This window comes from Xanthomonas sp. NCPPB 2866, assembly GCF_041475745.2.
Lineage (GTDB): Bacteria > Pseudomonadota > Gammaproteobacteria > Xanthomonadales > Xanthomonadaceae > Xanthomonas > Xanthomonas arboricola.
The window spans coordinates 1,540,305-1,552,590 of sequence record NZ_CM192975.1; the positions used below are offsets into that span (position 1 = coordinate 1,540,305).

A 12,286-nucleotide genomic window follows, 5' to 3' on the forward strand; every position below is an offset into this window, starting at 1 on the left:
CGACTCCCCGCCCCAACCGCTAATGCCGCGACCGCCGCCCAGGCGAACGCACCGCAGTCGCCTCCACCGCCAGCGTAAAGCCGCGCTCCTCGCCGCCCTGCATTGCGCCGACATCCACGACCTGGCGCCGAATCTCCTCGCCCTTGCCGTTACGCACCACCACCACCACGGTGTATTCCCATGGATCGCCATCGGCGGGATGGCGAATGGTGCCGTCGACCTTGAGCGGCACGATCGGTGCCGGCTGTGCGTGCTGCGCCGCCGCCGAGTCGAAGCGCAGGTGGTGCCTGCACGCAGGGCAGACGCTGGCGCTTTCCAGGATCGTCGCCTTGCAGTGCGGGCAGCTGCGCGTGGCACCGGGCGTGCCCGGGCGGGGCGCACTCATGTGGCGTCGCTGTCTCCGCTGACGACCGGCTTGGCCGTAACGACCGGTTTGCCGGTGTCCTCGCCCCAGCCGAAATCGGCCTGGCCGCGCATGCGCGCACCCGAGGCCACGGTCAGGCTGCCGGCCTTGACGTCGCCGACCAGCACGCCGGAGGTCTGCAGCTCCACCTGCGCGGCCGATTCGATATTGCCCTCCAGCTCTCCGGCGATGATCACCTTGTTGGCGCGCACGCCGCCGTTGAGCTTGGCGCCGCGCTCGATGGTCAGATCGCCCTTGACGTTCACATCGCCCTTGAAGCGGCCGGCCAGACGCACGTGACCGGCGCCCTCGATCTTGCCTTCGATGCTGATGTCGGCGGCGATCAGCGATTCCTTGGCCTCGCTCTGGCGCTGCGGTGTGGCCGCGGCGGGTGCGGCGCTCGGTGGCGCGGCGGCGGGCACTGGCGGTGCCGGGCTGGCCTCGGCGGTGAACAGCCGCCCATCGGCAGCCGGGACCTCAGGGGCTGCGGGAACTCCGTCTTTCTTGTTGGGACCTTGATCGCGCCACATCGACATCGGACTGTCTCGCTCGGGGGTCAAGACCGACTATCGCCGCGCGGACCGATCTTTTGTGTGACGGGTTACGCAAACCAGCACCGATGGCGCGCGTGCTCAGTCCACTGCGGGCGTGGCGGCGCCATGCCGCTCGACCCGGTTACGACCGCCGTGCTTGGCGACATACAGGGCCGCATCGGCCTTCTGGATCAGGCTGGCCCCCAGTTCGCCATCGACCGGGAAGCTGGCCACGCCGATCGAGGCCGTCACCCGCGGCAACGAGCGCGGGCCGTCGCTGACTGCCAGGGCCGCGATATGGCCGCGAATGTCCTCGGCTACGCGCAGCCCCTCGACGCCATCGGCCTCTGGAAGAATGACCGTGAACTCTTCGCCGCCGTAGCGGCAGGCGACGTCTTCGGCACGCAGCCGGGTCAGCAGCAACTCGCCCAGCGCCGCCAGCAGCAGATCGCCGCCGGCGTGGCCCTGGCTGTCGTTGAATTGCTTGAAGTGGTCCACGTCCAGCATCAGCACCGACAACGGCAGGCCGCGGCGTGCGCAGCGCGCCAGTTCGTGGCTGAGCGATTCTTCCAGATAGCGGCGGTTGTACAGTCCGGTCAGCGGGTCGCGAATCGACTGCCGGCGCAGCGATTCGCGCAGGCGCAGATTGCTCAGCGCCAGCGACAGCTGTTCGGCGGCCGCCTCGGCGATTTCCAGGCGGGGCATCGGCCCCGGACCCGGCGAAGACAGGAACAGGAAGCCGAGCTGGGTGCCTTGCGCGGACATCGGCAGGCAGGCGGTGGTGACGGCGCTGCCGGGCTCGGGCGTACCGATATGCGCGCACAGCGCATCCCGGCCCAGGTCGTCGACGATGTGCGGTTGTCCACGGCGCAGCGCCCAGCACTCTTCAGGCAGCAGATGTGGCGCGCTGTGCACCAGCGGCTCGCCCCAATGGCTGATCGCCTCGGCGCGATCCTGCGAGGCACGCAGCAGATACACGCTTCCGGCAACGCCCGGCAGCAGGCTGGCCAGGGTGCGGCTGCTCACCATCAGCGCCTCTTCTGCGCTGATGCAGCTTTGCAATAGGCCGGTATAGCGGCTGAGCAGATTGAGATCGGCGGTACTGCGTTGCAGCGCAACGACGCTGTCGCCCAACTCGCGATTCGCCTGCGCTGCCAGTTTCTCGGCCTGCGAGCGATGCCGCAGTTCGCGCATCAGCAAGGCATAGACGGTACCGACCACCGCCAGCCCGAACGGGATGCCGGCCAGTGCCAGCACCAGCAGCAAGGCCGCACTCTGCCGGCTGCTTTCGGCGCGCTGGGTCAGCAGCTCCTGCTCGCGTTGCACCATGGTCAGCGCCTGCTCGCGGATCGCGCTGGTGGTGCGGAAGGCGGTCTGCCGGATGCCCGCGCGGGCCGGCTCCAGGCCCTGCTGCGCGTACACGTCGAGCACGTGCTGGATCTGCTGCAGGCGCGTTTCCACCAGTCGCTGCAAGGTGTCCAGGTGCTGCACCTGGTCGGGATTGTCGGCAATCAGGCGACGCAGGTTGTCGAGCAGGATCGGCAGGCGCTCGACGCTGGTCTGATAGTCGAGCAGATAGGCATCGTTGCCGGTGAGCAGAAAGCCGCGCTGCGCCGATTCGGCATCCAGCACGCGCGCCTGGATCTCGTCGACCCGGCCAATCACTTCATGCGTATGCGAGACGAGTGCTGCATCGGCCAACGAGCGGCGGGCACCGACAAAGATGCCGATACCGATGGCGATGAAGATCAGGGCAGAGAATGCCAGCGCCAGCTGGTTGCGGCGGCGCGCAGTAAAAGAGGAGGGCATGGACGAATGCTAGCCTGCCAGCCTCGACAACACGAGGTCGCCGTTGGCGGGAAACAAGCGCGCCGGCCCAATTTGGCCGGCGCGTTCGCAAACTGCTGATACGGTCACACGATCAATCAATGCTGCGGATGTTCGGCGTCGTGCTTGTCGGCGTTCTGCTCGGCCTTGTTGGCCATCTCGCGGGTCTTGTCGGCAGTGGCGTCTGCGGCATTGGCAGTTGCGCGGCTCGCATCGGCGGCCAGTTCGCGTGCAGCCACGCGTGCATCGGCGGTGGCGGCCTTGGCCTGCACGGCGGCGCGATCGGCAGCTTGTTCGGTCGCGGCTGCGGCGTGCTTGGCAGCGGAGGCAGCATCGCGTTGCGCCTGCTCGGCGTCAGGGCCCTGGCAAGCGGCGAGGGTGAGAGCGGCGATGGCGCTCAGCGACAGCATGCGGATCGTCTTCATGGGTGGTCCTGTTCCTGTTCCGGTGTTGGAAGAGCGAGCTTATGCACGGGCCGATGCAGCCGGCGTCAATGCGCGGCCGGCCATTCAGCCAACGGGCGGCATGCACCGTGCACGTCGCGACAGGGAGCCGCTCCGGTGCAGGAACGGCAACGCTGGCCAGGCGCCTATAAATCGCGGGCAAAGAAAAAGCCGCTGGAAACCAGCGGCTTTTTCCGAACTCGCTTGGAGCTAAGAAGTGATTACTTCTTGGCTTCTTCGGCGGTGTCCTTAGCAGCTTCGGCGGTGTTCTCAGCCGTCTTGGCAGCGTCGGCAGCCTGCTCAGCAGCAGCGTCGGTGGCGGCGCCGGAAGCAGCCTGGGCAGCGTCAGCAGCGGTGTCAGCCGAAGCAGCGGCGGTGTTGGCAGCAGCCTGAGCGGCGTCAGCCGACTGCGAGCCCGAGGCAGCAGCCTGGTCAGCAGCGGTCTGAGCGTCGGCAGCAGCTTCGTTAGCCGAAGCAGCAGCGTCCTGAGCCTGTTCCGGCTTCGAGCAAGCGGTCAGGGCCAGGCCCAGAGCCATTGCGATCAGCAGCTTGTTAATGGTCATTGTTTCAATCCTCGTCGTTAGATTAGGCAACGCGCTATTGCGCGCCCCCGACATGATGACGGTCCAAAGACCAGTGTCAAGCGTGCGCGCATTCAGTTTTGCAAAATCGCCGTTAAAAACAATTAAATCAATTCGATAGCGATGGCAGTCGCCTCGCCGCCGCCGATGCACAGGGTCGCGATTCCGCGCTTGCCACCGCGCGTGCGCAACGCATTCACCAATGTCACCACCAGGCGGGCACCGGATGCGCCGATCGGATGCCCCAAAGCGCAGGCACCGCCGTTGACGTTGACCTTGTCGTGCGAAATGCCCAGCTCGGCGATCGGCGTCATCGCCACCACGGCGAATGCTTCGTTGATTTCGAACAGATCCACCTCGTCCAGTTGCCAGCCGATCTTGCCGATCAACTTCTGGATGGCAGCGACCGGCGCAGTGGTGAACCACTCAGGTTCCTGCGAGTGGGTGACATGCCCCACGATGCGCGCCAACGGTGCGATGCCACGGCGCTGCGCCTCGTCTGCGCCCATCAGCACGGTGATCGCCGCGCCATCGGAGATGCTCGACGAGCTGGCGGCGGTGACGCTGCCGTCCTTCTTGAAGGCCGGCTTCAGGGTCGGGATCTTGGCGATGTCGGATTTGCCAGGTTGCTCGTCGCTGTCGACGACCACCTCGCCCTTGCGTGTGGCCACGGTGACCGGAACGATTTCATCGGCGAACGCGCCGCTGCGCTGGGCAGCCTGCGCGCGTTCGACCGAGGCGATCGCAAACGCATCCTGATCGGCGCGGCTGAAACCAAACTTCTCGGCGGTGGCCTCGCCGAACACGCCCATCGCCTGGCCGTCGTAAGGGTTGGTCAGACCATCCCAGGCCATGTGGTCGACCGCCTGGAAGTTGCCGTAGCGGTTGCCGGTGCGCGAATTGGGCAGCAGATGCGGCGCATTGCTCATCGACTCCATGCCGCCGGCGACCACGATGCTGGCCGAGCCTGCCTTGATCAGATCGTGTCCGAACATGATCGCCTTCATGCCCGAGCCGCACACCTTGTTGATGGTGGTGGCGCCGGTGGAGGTGGGGATGCCTGCGGCAATCGCCGCCTGACGTGCGGGCGCCTGGCCCAGGTTGGCCGGCAGCACGCAGCCAACGATGACTTCTGAAATGTCGGCCGGCGCGACGCCGGACTGCGCCAGCGCGCCACGGATCGCAGTGGCGGCGAGCGTCGGCGCCGGCACACCGTTGAATTGACCAAGGAACGAGCCGATGGCAGTGCGTTTGGCAGCAACGATGACGATGTCGGACATAAAGGAGATACCGTTTAAAGTGAAACGATTATCTGCCTCATGATCGGTTAGCGCCAGCACGCTCCCGGCGCTGCGACATTGCGCTACGCAATCAGCTGCGACAGCCGTGTGAGGATGCAGTATAAAGACGGCGTTCGGGCCCGGGATTGGGCCCCATCCATGGAATGGGTTCGGGGAGAGCATCAAATGAACAAGACAGACGTCGCCAGGACTGTCCTGGCCTCGGCGTTGGCCGTGGCGTTGACCGCGTGTGGCGGCGGTGGTGGGGGCGGTGGTATCCGTCCGAGTACACCGACGGCACCGCCACCGACGTCGCCACCGCCGCCACCGCCGCCGGCTTCACCGCCACCGCCACCACCTCCGCCGCCGGTGGTGGCACCGCCGACGACCCCGGAACCCGCATTCGACGCGCATCTGGCGCTGACCAACGCACGCGCTGCGCAGGCATTGGGTTTCACCGGTGCGGGCTATCGCATCGGCGTGATCGATACCGGCATCAATACCAATCATCCGGCCTTGCAGGGGCGGGTCAGCAACAGCTTCATCTATGTGGATCCGCGCACGAACAACGTCGCTGCGGGCGACGTGGTGGGCCACGGCACGGTGGTCGCGCAGCTGGCAGCCGGGCGCGCAGTGGGCCAGTGGCCGGGCGGCATCGCCAGCGGCGCCGGCCTGGTGTCGGCACGCATCATCAGCGACGAAGCGCCGGACGATGACGGCAGCGGCGAAGGCAACGAGGTCGACGGCCCGCTTGGTCTGGGTCCGGTGCATGCCGATCTGATCAGCGCCGGCGTGCGCATCATGAACAATTCCTGGGGCGGCCTGTATTGGAACGACCCGGCAGTCACCAACCAGATTGCGCAGGAATACCGGCCGTTCGTCATCGGCAACGATGGGCTGGTGGTGTTCGCGTCGGGTAACGAATCCAGACCGGAACCGTCTGACACTGCGTCTTTGCCCAGCCAGCTGGGCCCGAACGGCACGCTGCCGGCCGCCGATCTGGAGCGCGGCTGGCTGGTCGTCGCTGCGCTGGATACCGCCAATCCGACGCAACTGGCGTCGTACTCTAATTGGTGCGGTGCGGCGATGAACTATTGCTTGGCTGCGCCGGGCACGTCGATGTTCCTTGACCCCGATTCAACCGCCAGCAATATCCGCTATCTCTACGGCAGCGGCACCTCGTTTGCCGCGCCGCTGGTGTCCGGTGCAGCCGCGCTGGTGTGGGAAGCATTTCCTTATTTCAACAATGATCTGGTGCGCCAGACCCTGCTGGGAACCGCCACCGATCTGGGTACTCCCGGCGTCGATCCGGTATTTGGCCACGGCTTGCTCAACGTCGGCAAGGCAGTGCTGGGGCCGGCACGTTTCGATTGGGGCACGGTGGATGTCACCGTCAACACCTTGCGTTCGACCTGGGCCAACGACATCAGCGGTACAGGTGGCCTGACCAAGCGCGGGACCGGCACCTTGGTATTAAGCAGCCAAGCCAATACGTTTGATGGCGACACGCAGGTGCTCGGTGGCACCTTGCAGACAGCCAGTCTGCAGAGTGCGCGCGTTGGCATCGCCAATGGCGCGAGGCTGATCGGTGCAGGCAGGGTCGGTGAAATGGTGAACAACGCAGGCACACTGCAGGTCAACAGCGCAACGCTTTCCATCACTGGCAATTACACCCAGGCCAGCAACGGCCGTCTGGCCTTGAATGTCGGCGACCGTTTGAATGTTGCGGGGATCGCGACAATTGCGGGCGATCTGCAGGTACTCGGTCGGCGCGATTACGTGATCGACAACAACACCTACACCTTGCTGCAAGCCACTGACGCGCTACAAGGCAGATTCGATTCGCTTAGCAGCGGGCCGGCAGTGACCTTCCTCGATGCAAATCTGACATACGACAGCAATAACGCGTACCTGACGTTGCGGCGCATGGATGTCACTGCGGTTGCGGCAACGCTGGGCATCATCGGCACGGCAGCGATGGATTCGGCAATCCGCGTCGAGCAGGCGTTCCAGCAGGTGGATGCGCAGCAACTGCAGGGCACTGGCGGCATCAGCAGCGGGTTCATCCGCGCCGCAGCGGCGTTGCAGCAGTCGCCGGATGCCAAGGCTGCCGCCGATTCGCTGCGCAGTCTGTCCGGGCGTGCGCATGCCGAGTCGGCAGCGATGACCTTCGACACCATCGATCTGGGGCGGCGTGCGTTGGCCTCGCATTTTGATGGATTGTCGCAGCAGCCGCGCATGCTGGGCGTCTGGCAACGCGCGCTCGGTGGGCCGGGCGAGGGTGGCGTGACCACCGCAGGATTCGCCACCTCCGGCTGGATGATGGGCAACGACCTGCGCCTGGCGTCGGGCGCAGTCACTGGCTTTGCCTTCGGCGAAACGCGCTCCAACAGCCTGGGCGATCTGGACGGTGCACGCGGGCGCGATCGGCAGGTGCAGGGGCAGTTGTACTGGGGTACCACGCTGGGGTCGGCGTACACGCTGAGTCAGTTGGGTTTCGGCAACGTCAACCGGCAGATCGAGCGCAGCCTGCAGTTGGGCGAAGACCGCAGCAGTGCCTTCAGCGACTACAGCGGCAGTTACCTCAGCGGCAACCTGGAAACCGGGTATCGCCTGGGTGGCGCGCGCGCCAGCCTGACGCCCTACATGGGGCTGGATTATGTGCGTCTGCGCAGCGAGGGATTCCGCGAAAGCGGTGGCGACGGCTTCGGCTTGCGTGCCGATGCCAGCACCTCCTCGCGCACCCAGGTGCTGGCCGGCGTGCGTTCGTCCTATCGCTGGCGCGGCGTGCAGCTCGGCGGTTATGCCGAATGGCAGCAGGCGTTGAGCAGCGAAGGCCTGACGCTGGATGCCAGCTTCATCGGCGTGAACGCATGGGCGCCGTTGCGCGGCATGCAGCCGGCGCGCTCGGGTGGTCTGTTCGGCATCACCGCGGCCGCGCCGTTGGGGCCGCAGAGCCAGTTGCGTTTCGGCTACGACCAGCGGGTGGGCGAGCGCGGGGACGATCGCGCGCTGAGCCTGCGTTACAGCGCCGATTTCTGATCGGCGCGCCTGATCGGTGGTTCATCTGTCCAGGCAAGATGCCGGGACAGGTGGGTCACTCGCCGCGCAGCTTGTGCAGGAAGCGCGGTGCGGTGCGGCCCAGCGGCAGTTTGAGCTTGCTGATGGCCTCGATACGCGCCTCGGCAATCTGGTCGGCCGCCTGCTGCGGCGCGACACCCAGGCGGGAGGACAGGTCGAAGACCTTTTCCAGGTTGTGATAGATGCTGCGGATCAGGCGCATCGCGCGTTCGCGGTTGTAGCCGTCGATCTCCAGCGACACGTTCATTACGCCACCGGCATTGACCACGTAATCGGGCGCATACAGGATGCCGCGCCTGTGCAGCTCTTCGCCGATGGCGGCGCTGGCGAGCTGGTTGTTGGCAGTGCCGCAGATGATCTTGGCCTTCAATCGCGGCAACGTGTCTTCGTTGATTGCCCCTTCCAGCGCGCAGGGTGCGAATACATCGGCCGGCACCTGGTAGATCTCCTCGATGCTGACCGCTTCGGCACCGTATTCGGCCACCGCGCGATCCACCAGCGCCGGGTTCAGATCGGCCACATAGAGTTTGGCGCCGCGTTCCTTGAGCAGCTTCACCAGCTCCATGCCGATATGGCCCAGGCCCTGGATCGCGATGCTGGTCTTGCCGACTTCCTCGTGGCCGAGCCTGCGATTGAGCGAGGCCATCAACGCCTGCAATGCACCGTAGGCGGTGAACGGGGCCGGATCGCCAGAGCCGCGATGCACCTGGTGCACGCCGGTGACGTACTCGCTCTCCAGATAGATCTGTTCCATGTCGTTGACGTCGGTGCCGACGTCTTCGGAGGTGATGTAGCGCCCGCCCAGGGTGTCGACAAAACGGCCGAATGCGCGGAACAGCGCCTCGCTCTTGTCGCTTTTGGGGTCGCCGATGATCACCGCCTTGCCGCCGCCGACATTCAATCCCGCCAGCGCGTTCTTGTAGGTCATGGTGCGGCTGAGCCGCAGCGCATCGTCCAGCGCCGCCTCGCTGTTGGGGTAGGGGCGCATGCGTACGCCACCCAGCGCGGGCCCGAGACGGGTGCTGTGCAACGCGATGATCGCTTTCAGGCCGGCGTCGCGGTTGTGACAGAAAATCACCTGCTCGTGGCCGGTGGTGTCGAGGGTTTCGAAAAGCATCGAAGGCTCCGCGGGGCTGCGTGATGTGCCTTCCCTGAGGCCGGGCCGGAACCCGTGCAATGGGAAACAAAAACGCGACGTCTGCAGACCCTGTCCGATCACGTCGCGCTGCAACATTTTAAACCACGTCGGCGGGGGCTAGTGTATGAATCTGTTCACCAATGCCGGTAGCGCTGCTGCCGGAACCACAGCGTTCCCAGCCATTTGCTCCCCGCGCTGACCGGCAGACCGGCGTGCAGCGAGTCGGGGTCGGGGCGGCCATCGGCATGCAGATTGTCGAAGCACACCACCGACCCGGCACGTGGACGCACGCGCACGCCCGCGACCGGGAAGTGGGTATCGCCACCCGCGTCGACGTCGTTGAGGTAGACGCAGGCGGTGCGCAGGCGATTGCCGGCAGTGGGGCGGTCGGCGGCGATCGTGCCGGGCGGCAGGTAGTCGCGATGCGCGCGGTACTGCTCACCCGGCGCGTAGCACAGCACCGACAGCGCTTCGGCATGGGTCAGCGGCAGCTGCGCGCAGGCCGCCACGCGCGCCTGCGCCGCACGCGCGGCAAAGTCTTCGAGGATGGGGTCCAGGGTGGCGCCGCGGCTGGTGCGGATCGGCGCGCGGCGCGTGCGCGCATCGTCGGGGTCGACCACCTCGGAGGCGCGCAGGTGCGGCCGCGCCAGCAACATCAACATGCGGCACTCGTCGGCAGACAGCACGCCGCAGACTTCTTCGATCATGGGCGCATCGTGGCGGCGCGTTGCGACATGTCGGGCAGCGAAACGGATGCGCGGATCGTCGACGAGCGGATCTGGCGGTGTGATCTGCACGGCAGGCGCCGCGGCGATACCCAGCGGCTGCAATTGCCGCAGCAGCTGCGCCGCGGCGTCGGGTTGCGGCCGGACGCCTTCGCCACGTAGCAGGCGCTCGGCCAGTAGCGCGGCAGCCAGTGCGTCACCGGCTGCGGCGGCGCGCTCCAGCAAGGCAACGCAGCTGCGTTGCTGCGCGGGGTGATCGATCCGGCCGTGCTGGATGGCCAGCGCGCGCAGCGCAGGCGGGTAGTTGGCTGCGGCCGCTGCATGCAAGCGGGATTGCGCCTGTGTGTCGAGCATCAACGGGGCGTCGGTGATGGCCACGGTCGCCAACAGATAGCGCGCTGCCGCAACATCCTGGCGCTCGGCGTGTTGCCAGTGCTCCTGCGCACGGGCCAGGTCCACCTCGCAACCCACACCGTAGGCCAGCATGCGGCCGGCTTCGATCTGCGCGCCGGCATCGCCTGCGGCCGCACTGCGCGTGTACCACGCCAGCGCCTGCTCGGGCTGCCCGGTACGCACCAATGCATGTGCCAGCGCCGTCATTGCCGCGGGTTGGGCGGTCTGTGCGGCCTGGGTGAGCTGCTGGAGGGACGGTGCCTGCATGGAGGCATTCTAGGAGAGGCCGGCAACCCTGTCGTGCCTGATCCCAGGCGGGCGCCGCTGCGGCCCGCGTAGGTCGATGGCGGTCTCGCCGAGATCAATGCAGGTCGTGCGTCCCCGGCGGGCGACCGGTGGCCATGGACCGGTGGCCATGGACCGGTGGTCGCAGCGATGGGCTGCCTCGTCTAGCCGGTGCGCGATCAGGCGTCCGTGGACAGCGCCAGGTGGGTCAGATACAGGCGCAGGTCGAACTCCAGTTGGTGGTAGTCCGGGCTCATGTGGTTGCACAGCTGGTAGAAGGCCTTGTTGTGATCGGCCTCCTTCAGATGCGCCAGCTCGTGGGCGACGATCATCTGCAGGAACGGTTCGGGCGCATCGCGAAAGATCGAGGCGATGCGGATCTCGCGGCTGGCCTTGAGCCGGCTGCCGTGGACGCGCGAGATCGCCGTATGCGTGCCAAGCGCATGCTTCACCACCTGCAGATGGTTGTCGTAGAGCGCCTTGTGCAGGGTGGGCGAGGAGCGCATGTAGCGCTCCTTCATGGCCTTGACGTAGTCGTACAACTGCCGGTCGGTGCGGATGCTGTGGCGATCCGGGTAGCGGCGTGCCAGCACCAGGGCGAGCTTGTCCTGCGCGATCAGCTCGCGCACCTGATCCAGGACGGCGGGCGAGTAACCGGCGAGATAGCGAAGAGTGTCCATGCCAATCGATTGCTGCGAGCTGCGCATGATCGCCGATGCAGGCGCTGCTGGCGAATCTGCACCCGCGAATGTGGCGTCATGTGTCAGGCGTATTCACGAATGCGGCACATCCGGATGCGTAGCGTGCAGCGCATGTTTTGCGGCACCACTGCGCAAGCACACGACTGAACACGGCACCGTGCCGGATGAGGAGACAACAAACATGATCAAGTGGGCCATTATTTTCGCCATCATCGGACTGATTGCCGGTGCGCTCGGGTTTGGCGGCATGGCGGGCGCTGCAATGGGGATTGCCAAGTTCCTGTTCTGGGCCGGCATCATCATCGCCATCGTGCTGTTCGTGCTCGGCATGACGATCGCCAAAAAGGTGACCTGACGCCCGAGGCGTGCATCGGCATGCGGTTCGCATGCCGGCTACATCGCCCGGAGTGCAAAGGAGCGGCCAGTGGCCGCTCCTTTTTTTTATTCCTGCAAGCTAATCAACCAACAAAACGACAAGCCGGCCGCGAGCGAGGTCTAGCGCAGGGCACTCGCTGCGTCCTCGCGCGGATCAGACGCCAGTGTCTTCGGCAGTGGTGTGCAAGGCGATATTGAGTTGATCGATGGTCACGATCCAGTCGGCATCGTCGAGGCGCTCTTCACGCAGCAGCTGCGCCTGCGCCGGTGTCCAGAAGGGCGCTTCCTCCAGGCGCATGTCGCCTGGCAGCGGAGAGTGTTCGTCGATGAAGCTGCGGATGCTGACCTCATCCGACGGCAGGCCCAACTGGGCGAATAATTCGGAGAACGGGTGGACGTGTTGTTCCATTGCGACTTCCTCGAAGAGTGCGAATGGGCGGATGCTAAAGCACCTGATTTGAGCGCGCTGTGCACGCCCGGCTTGGATTTGCCCGGGCGCATGCCCATATTTGAGTTCTGAG

At 65.9% G+C, this 12,286-nt stretch carries 12 protein-coding genes; 2 read left to right on the forward strand and 10 right to left on the reverse strand.

Features of this window, described 5'->3' with window-relative positions:
- Positions 1-19 precede the first annotated feature (19 nt).
- The 6 genes from ACCQ04_RS06605 to ACCQ04_RS06630 all read right to left on the reverse strand — a co-directional run bounded on the left by ACCQ04_RS06605 (position 20) and on the right by ACCQ04_RS06630 (position 5,067).
- A complete protein-coding gene (locus ACCQ04_RS06605; protein WP_024938016.1) occupies positions 20-385 on the reverse strand; it encodes a hypothetical protein in 366 nt (121 codons plus the stop codon).
- Positions 382-939, reverse strand: a complete 558-nt coding sequence (locus ACCQ04_RS06610; protein ID WP_102252384.1) for a bactofilin family protein — start codon at positions 937-939, stop codon at positions 382-384. Before ACCQ04_RS06610 ends, ACCQ04_RS06605 begins: the two co-directional genes overlap by 4 nt.
- A 96-nt stretch (positions 940-1,035) precedes the next feature.
- Positions 1,036-2,745, reverse strand: coding sequence for a diguanylate cyclase (locus ACCQ04_RS06615; protein WP_226426638.1), 1,710 nt, complete (start codon positions 2,743-2,745; stop codon positions 1,036-1,038).
- A 116-nt stretch (positions 2,746-2,861) separates the two neighbouring features.
- Positions 2,862-3,188 carry an XAC1346 family secretion chaperone gene (locus tag ACCQ04_RS06620; protein WP_016904095.1) on the reverse strand — a complete coding sequence of 109 codons (327 nt, stop codon included), beginning with the start codon at positions 3,186-3,188 and terminating at the stop codon, positions 2,862-2,864.
- A 239-nt stretch (positions 3,189-3,427) separates the two neighbouring features.
- Complete coding sequence (locus ACCQ04_RS06625; protein WP_016904096.1) at positions 3,428-3,769, reverse strand: hypothetical protein; 342 nt, start codon at positions 3,767-3,769, stop codon at positions 3,428-3,430.
- Positions 3,770-3,891: 122 nt separating this feature from the next.
- A complete protein-coding gene (locus tag ACCQ04_RS06630; protein ID WP_047125720.1) occupies positions 3,892-5,067 on the reverse strand; it encodes a thiolase family protein in 1,176 nt (391 codons plus the stop codon).
- 186 nt (positions 5,068-5,253) lie between these two features.
- Here ACCQ04_RS06630 and ACCQ04_RS06635 point away from each other — a divergent pair, with 186 nt between their 5' ends.
- Positions 5,254-8,109: a S8 family serine peptidase gene (locus tag ACCQ04_RS06635; RefSeq protein ID WP_372358714.1), complete on the forward strand. Its 2,856-nt coding sequence runs from the start codon at positions 5,254-5,256 to the stop codon at positions 8,107-8,109.
- 55 nt (positions 8,110-8,164) lie between these two features.
- On the opposite strand, the gene ACCQ04_RS06640 is transcribed toward ACCQ04_RS06635, so the two are convergent.
- The 3 genes from ACCQ04_RS06640 to ACCQ04_RS06650 all read right to left on the reverse strand — a co-directional run bounded on the left by ACCQ04_RS06640 (position 8,165) and on the right by ACCQ04_RS06650 (position 11,396).
- Positions 8,165-9,265, reverse strand: a complete 1,101-nt coding sequence (locus ACCQ04_RS06640; RefSeq protein WP_102581102.1) for a Glu/Leu/Phe/Val dehydrogenase dimerization domain-containing protein — start codon at positions 9,263-9,265, stop codon at positions 8,165-8,167.
- 155 nt (positions 9,266-9,420) lie between these two features.
- Positions 9,421-10,671 (reverse strand): 2OG-Fe(II) oxygenase, encoded by a 1,251-nt coding sequence (locus ACCQ04_RS06645; protein WP_226426636.1) that lies wholly within the window; start codon positions 10,669-10,671, stop codon positions 9,421-9,423.
- 197 nt (positions 10,672-10,868) lie between these two features.
- On the reverse strand, positions 10,869-11,396 hold the full coding sequence (locus ACCQ04_RS06650) for a YgjP-like metallopeptidase domain-containing protein (protein ID WP_372358715.1): 528 nt from the start codon (positions 11,394-11,396) through the stop codon (positions 10,869-10,871).
- Positions 11,397-11,571: 175 nt separating this feature from the next.
- Between ACCQ04_RS06650 and ACCQ04_RS06655 the strand changes: the two genes are divergently transcribed.
- On the forward strand, positions 11,572-11,745 hold the full coding sequence (locus ACCQ04_RS06655) for a DUF1328 domain-containing protein (RefSeq protein ID WP_003489471.1): 174 nt from the start codon (positions 11,572-11,574) through the stop codon (positions 11,743-11,745).
- Between the two features lie 174 nt (positions 11,746-11,919).
- Here the strand turns inward: ACCQ04_RS06655 and ACCQ04_RS06660 are convergent, their stop codons facing one another.
- Entirely contained in the window at positions 11,920-12,174 is a 255-nt protein-coding gene (locus ACCQ04_RS06660; RefSeq protein WP_024938008.1) for a DUF2789 domain-containing protein, read from the reverse strand.
- Positions 12,175-12,286: the final 112 nt, after the last annotated feature.

Coding starts and splice junctions, on each gene's coding strand:
- ACCQ04_RS06605 (WP_024938016.1), bottom strand. CDS start 385: ATGAGTGCGCCCCGCCCGGGCACGCCCGGTGCCACGCGCAGCTGCCCG.
- ACCQ04_RS06610 (WP_102252384.1), bottom strand. CDS start 939: ATGTCGATGTGGCGCGATCAAGGTCCCAACAAGAAAGACGGAGTTCCC.
- ACCQ04_RS06615 (WP_226426638.1), bottom strand. CDS start 2,745: ATGCCCTCCTCTTTTACTGCGCGCCGCCGCAACCAGCTGGCGCTGGCA.
- ACCQ04_RS06620 (WP_016904095.1), bottom strand. CDS start 3,188: ATGAAGACGATCCGCATGCTGTCGCTGAGCGCCATCGCCGCTCTCACC.
- ACCQ04_RS06625 (WP_016904096.1), bottom strand. CDS start 3,769: ATGACCATTAACAAGCTGCTGATCGCAATGGCTCTGGGCCTGGCCCTG.
- ACCQ04_RS06630 (WP_047125720.1), bottom strand. CDS start 5,067: ATGTCCGACATCGTCATCGTTGCTGCCAAACGCACTGCCATCGGCTCG.
- ACCQ04_RS06635 (WP_372358714.1), top strand. CDS start 5,254: ATGAACAAGACAGACGTCGCCAGGACTGTCCTGGCCTCGGCGTTGGCC.
- ACCQ04_RS06640 (WP_102581102.1), bottom strand. CDS start 9,265: ATGCTTTTCGAAACCCTCGACACCACCGGCCACGAGCAGGTGATTTTC.
- ACCQ04_RS06645 (WP_226426636.1), bottom strand. CDS start 10,671: ATGCAGGCACCGTCCCTCCAGCAGCTCACCCAGGCCGCACAGACCGCC.
- ACCQ04_RS06650 (WP_372358715.1), bottom strand. CDS start 11,396: ATGCGCAGCTCGCAGCAATCGATTGGCATGGACACTCTTCGCTATCTC.
- ACCQ04_RS06655 (WP_003489471.1), top strand. CDS start 11,572: ATGATCAAGTGGGCCATTATTTTCGCCATCATCGGACTGATTGCCGGT.
- ACCQ04_RS06660 (WP_024938008.1), bottom strand. CDS start 12,174: ATGGAACAACACGTCCACCCGTTCTCCGAATTATTCGCCCAGTTGGGC.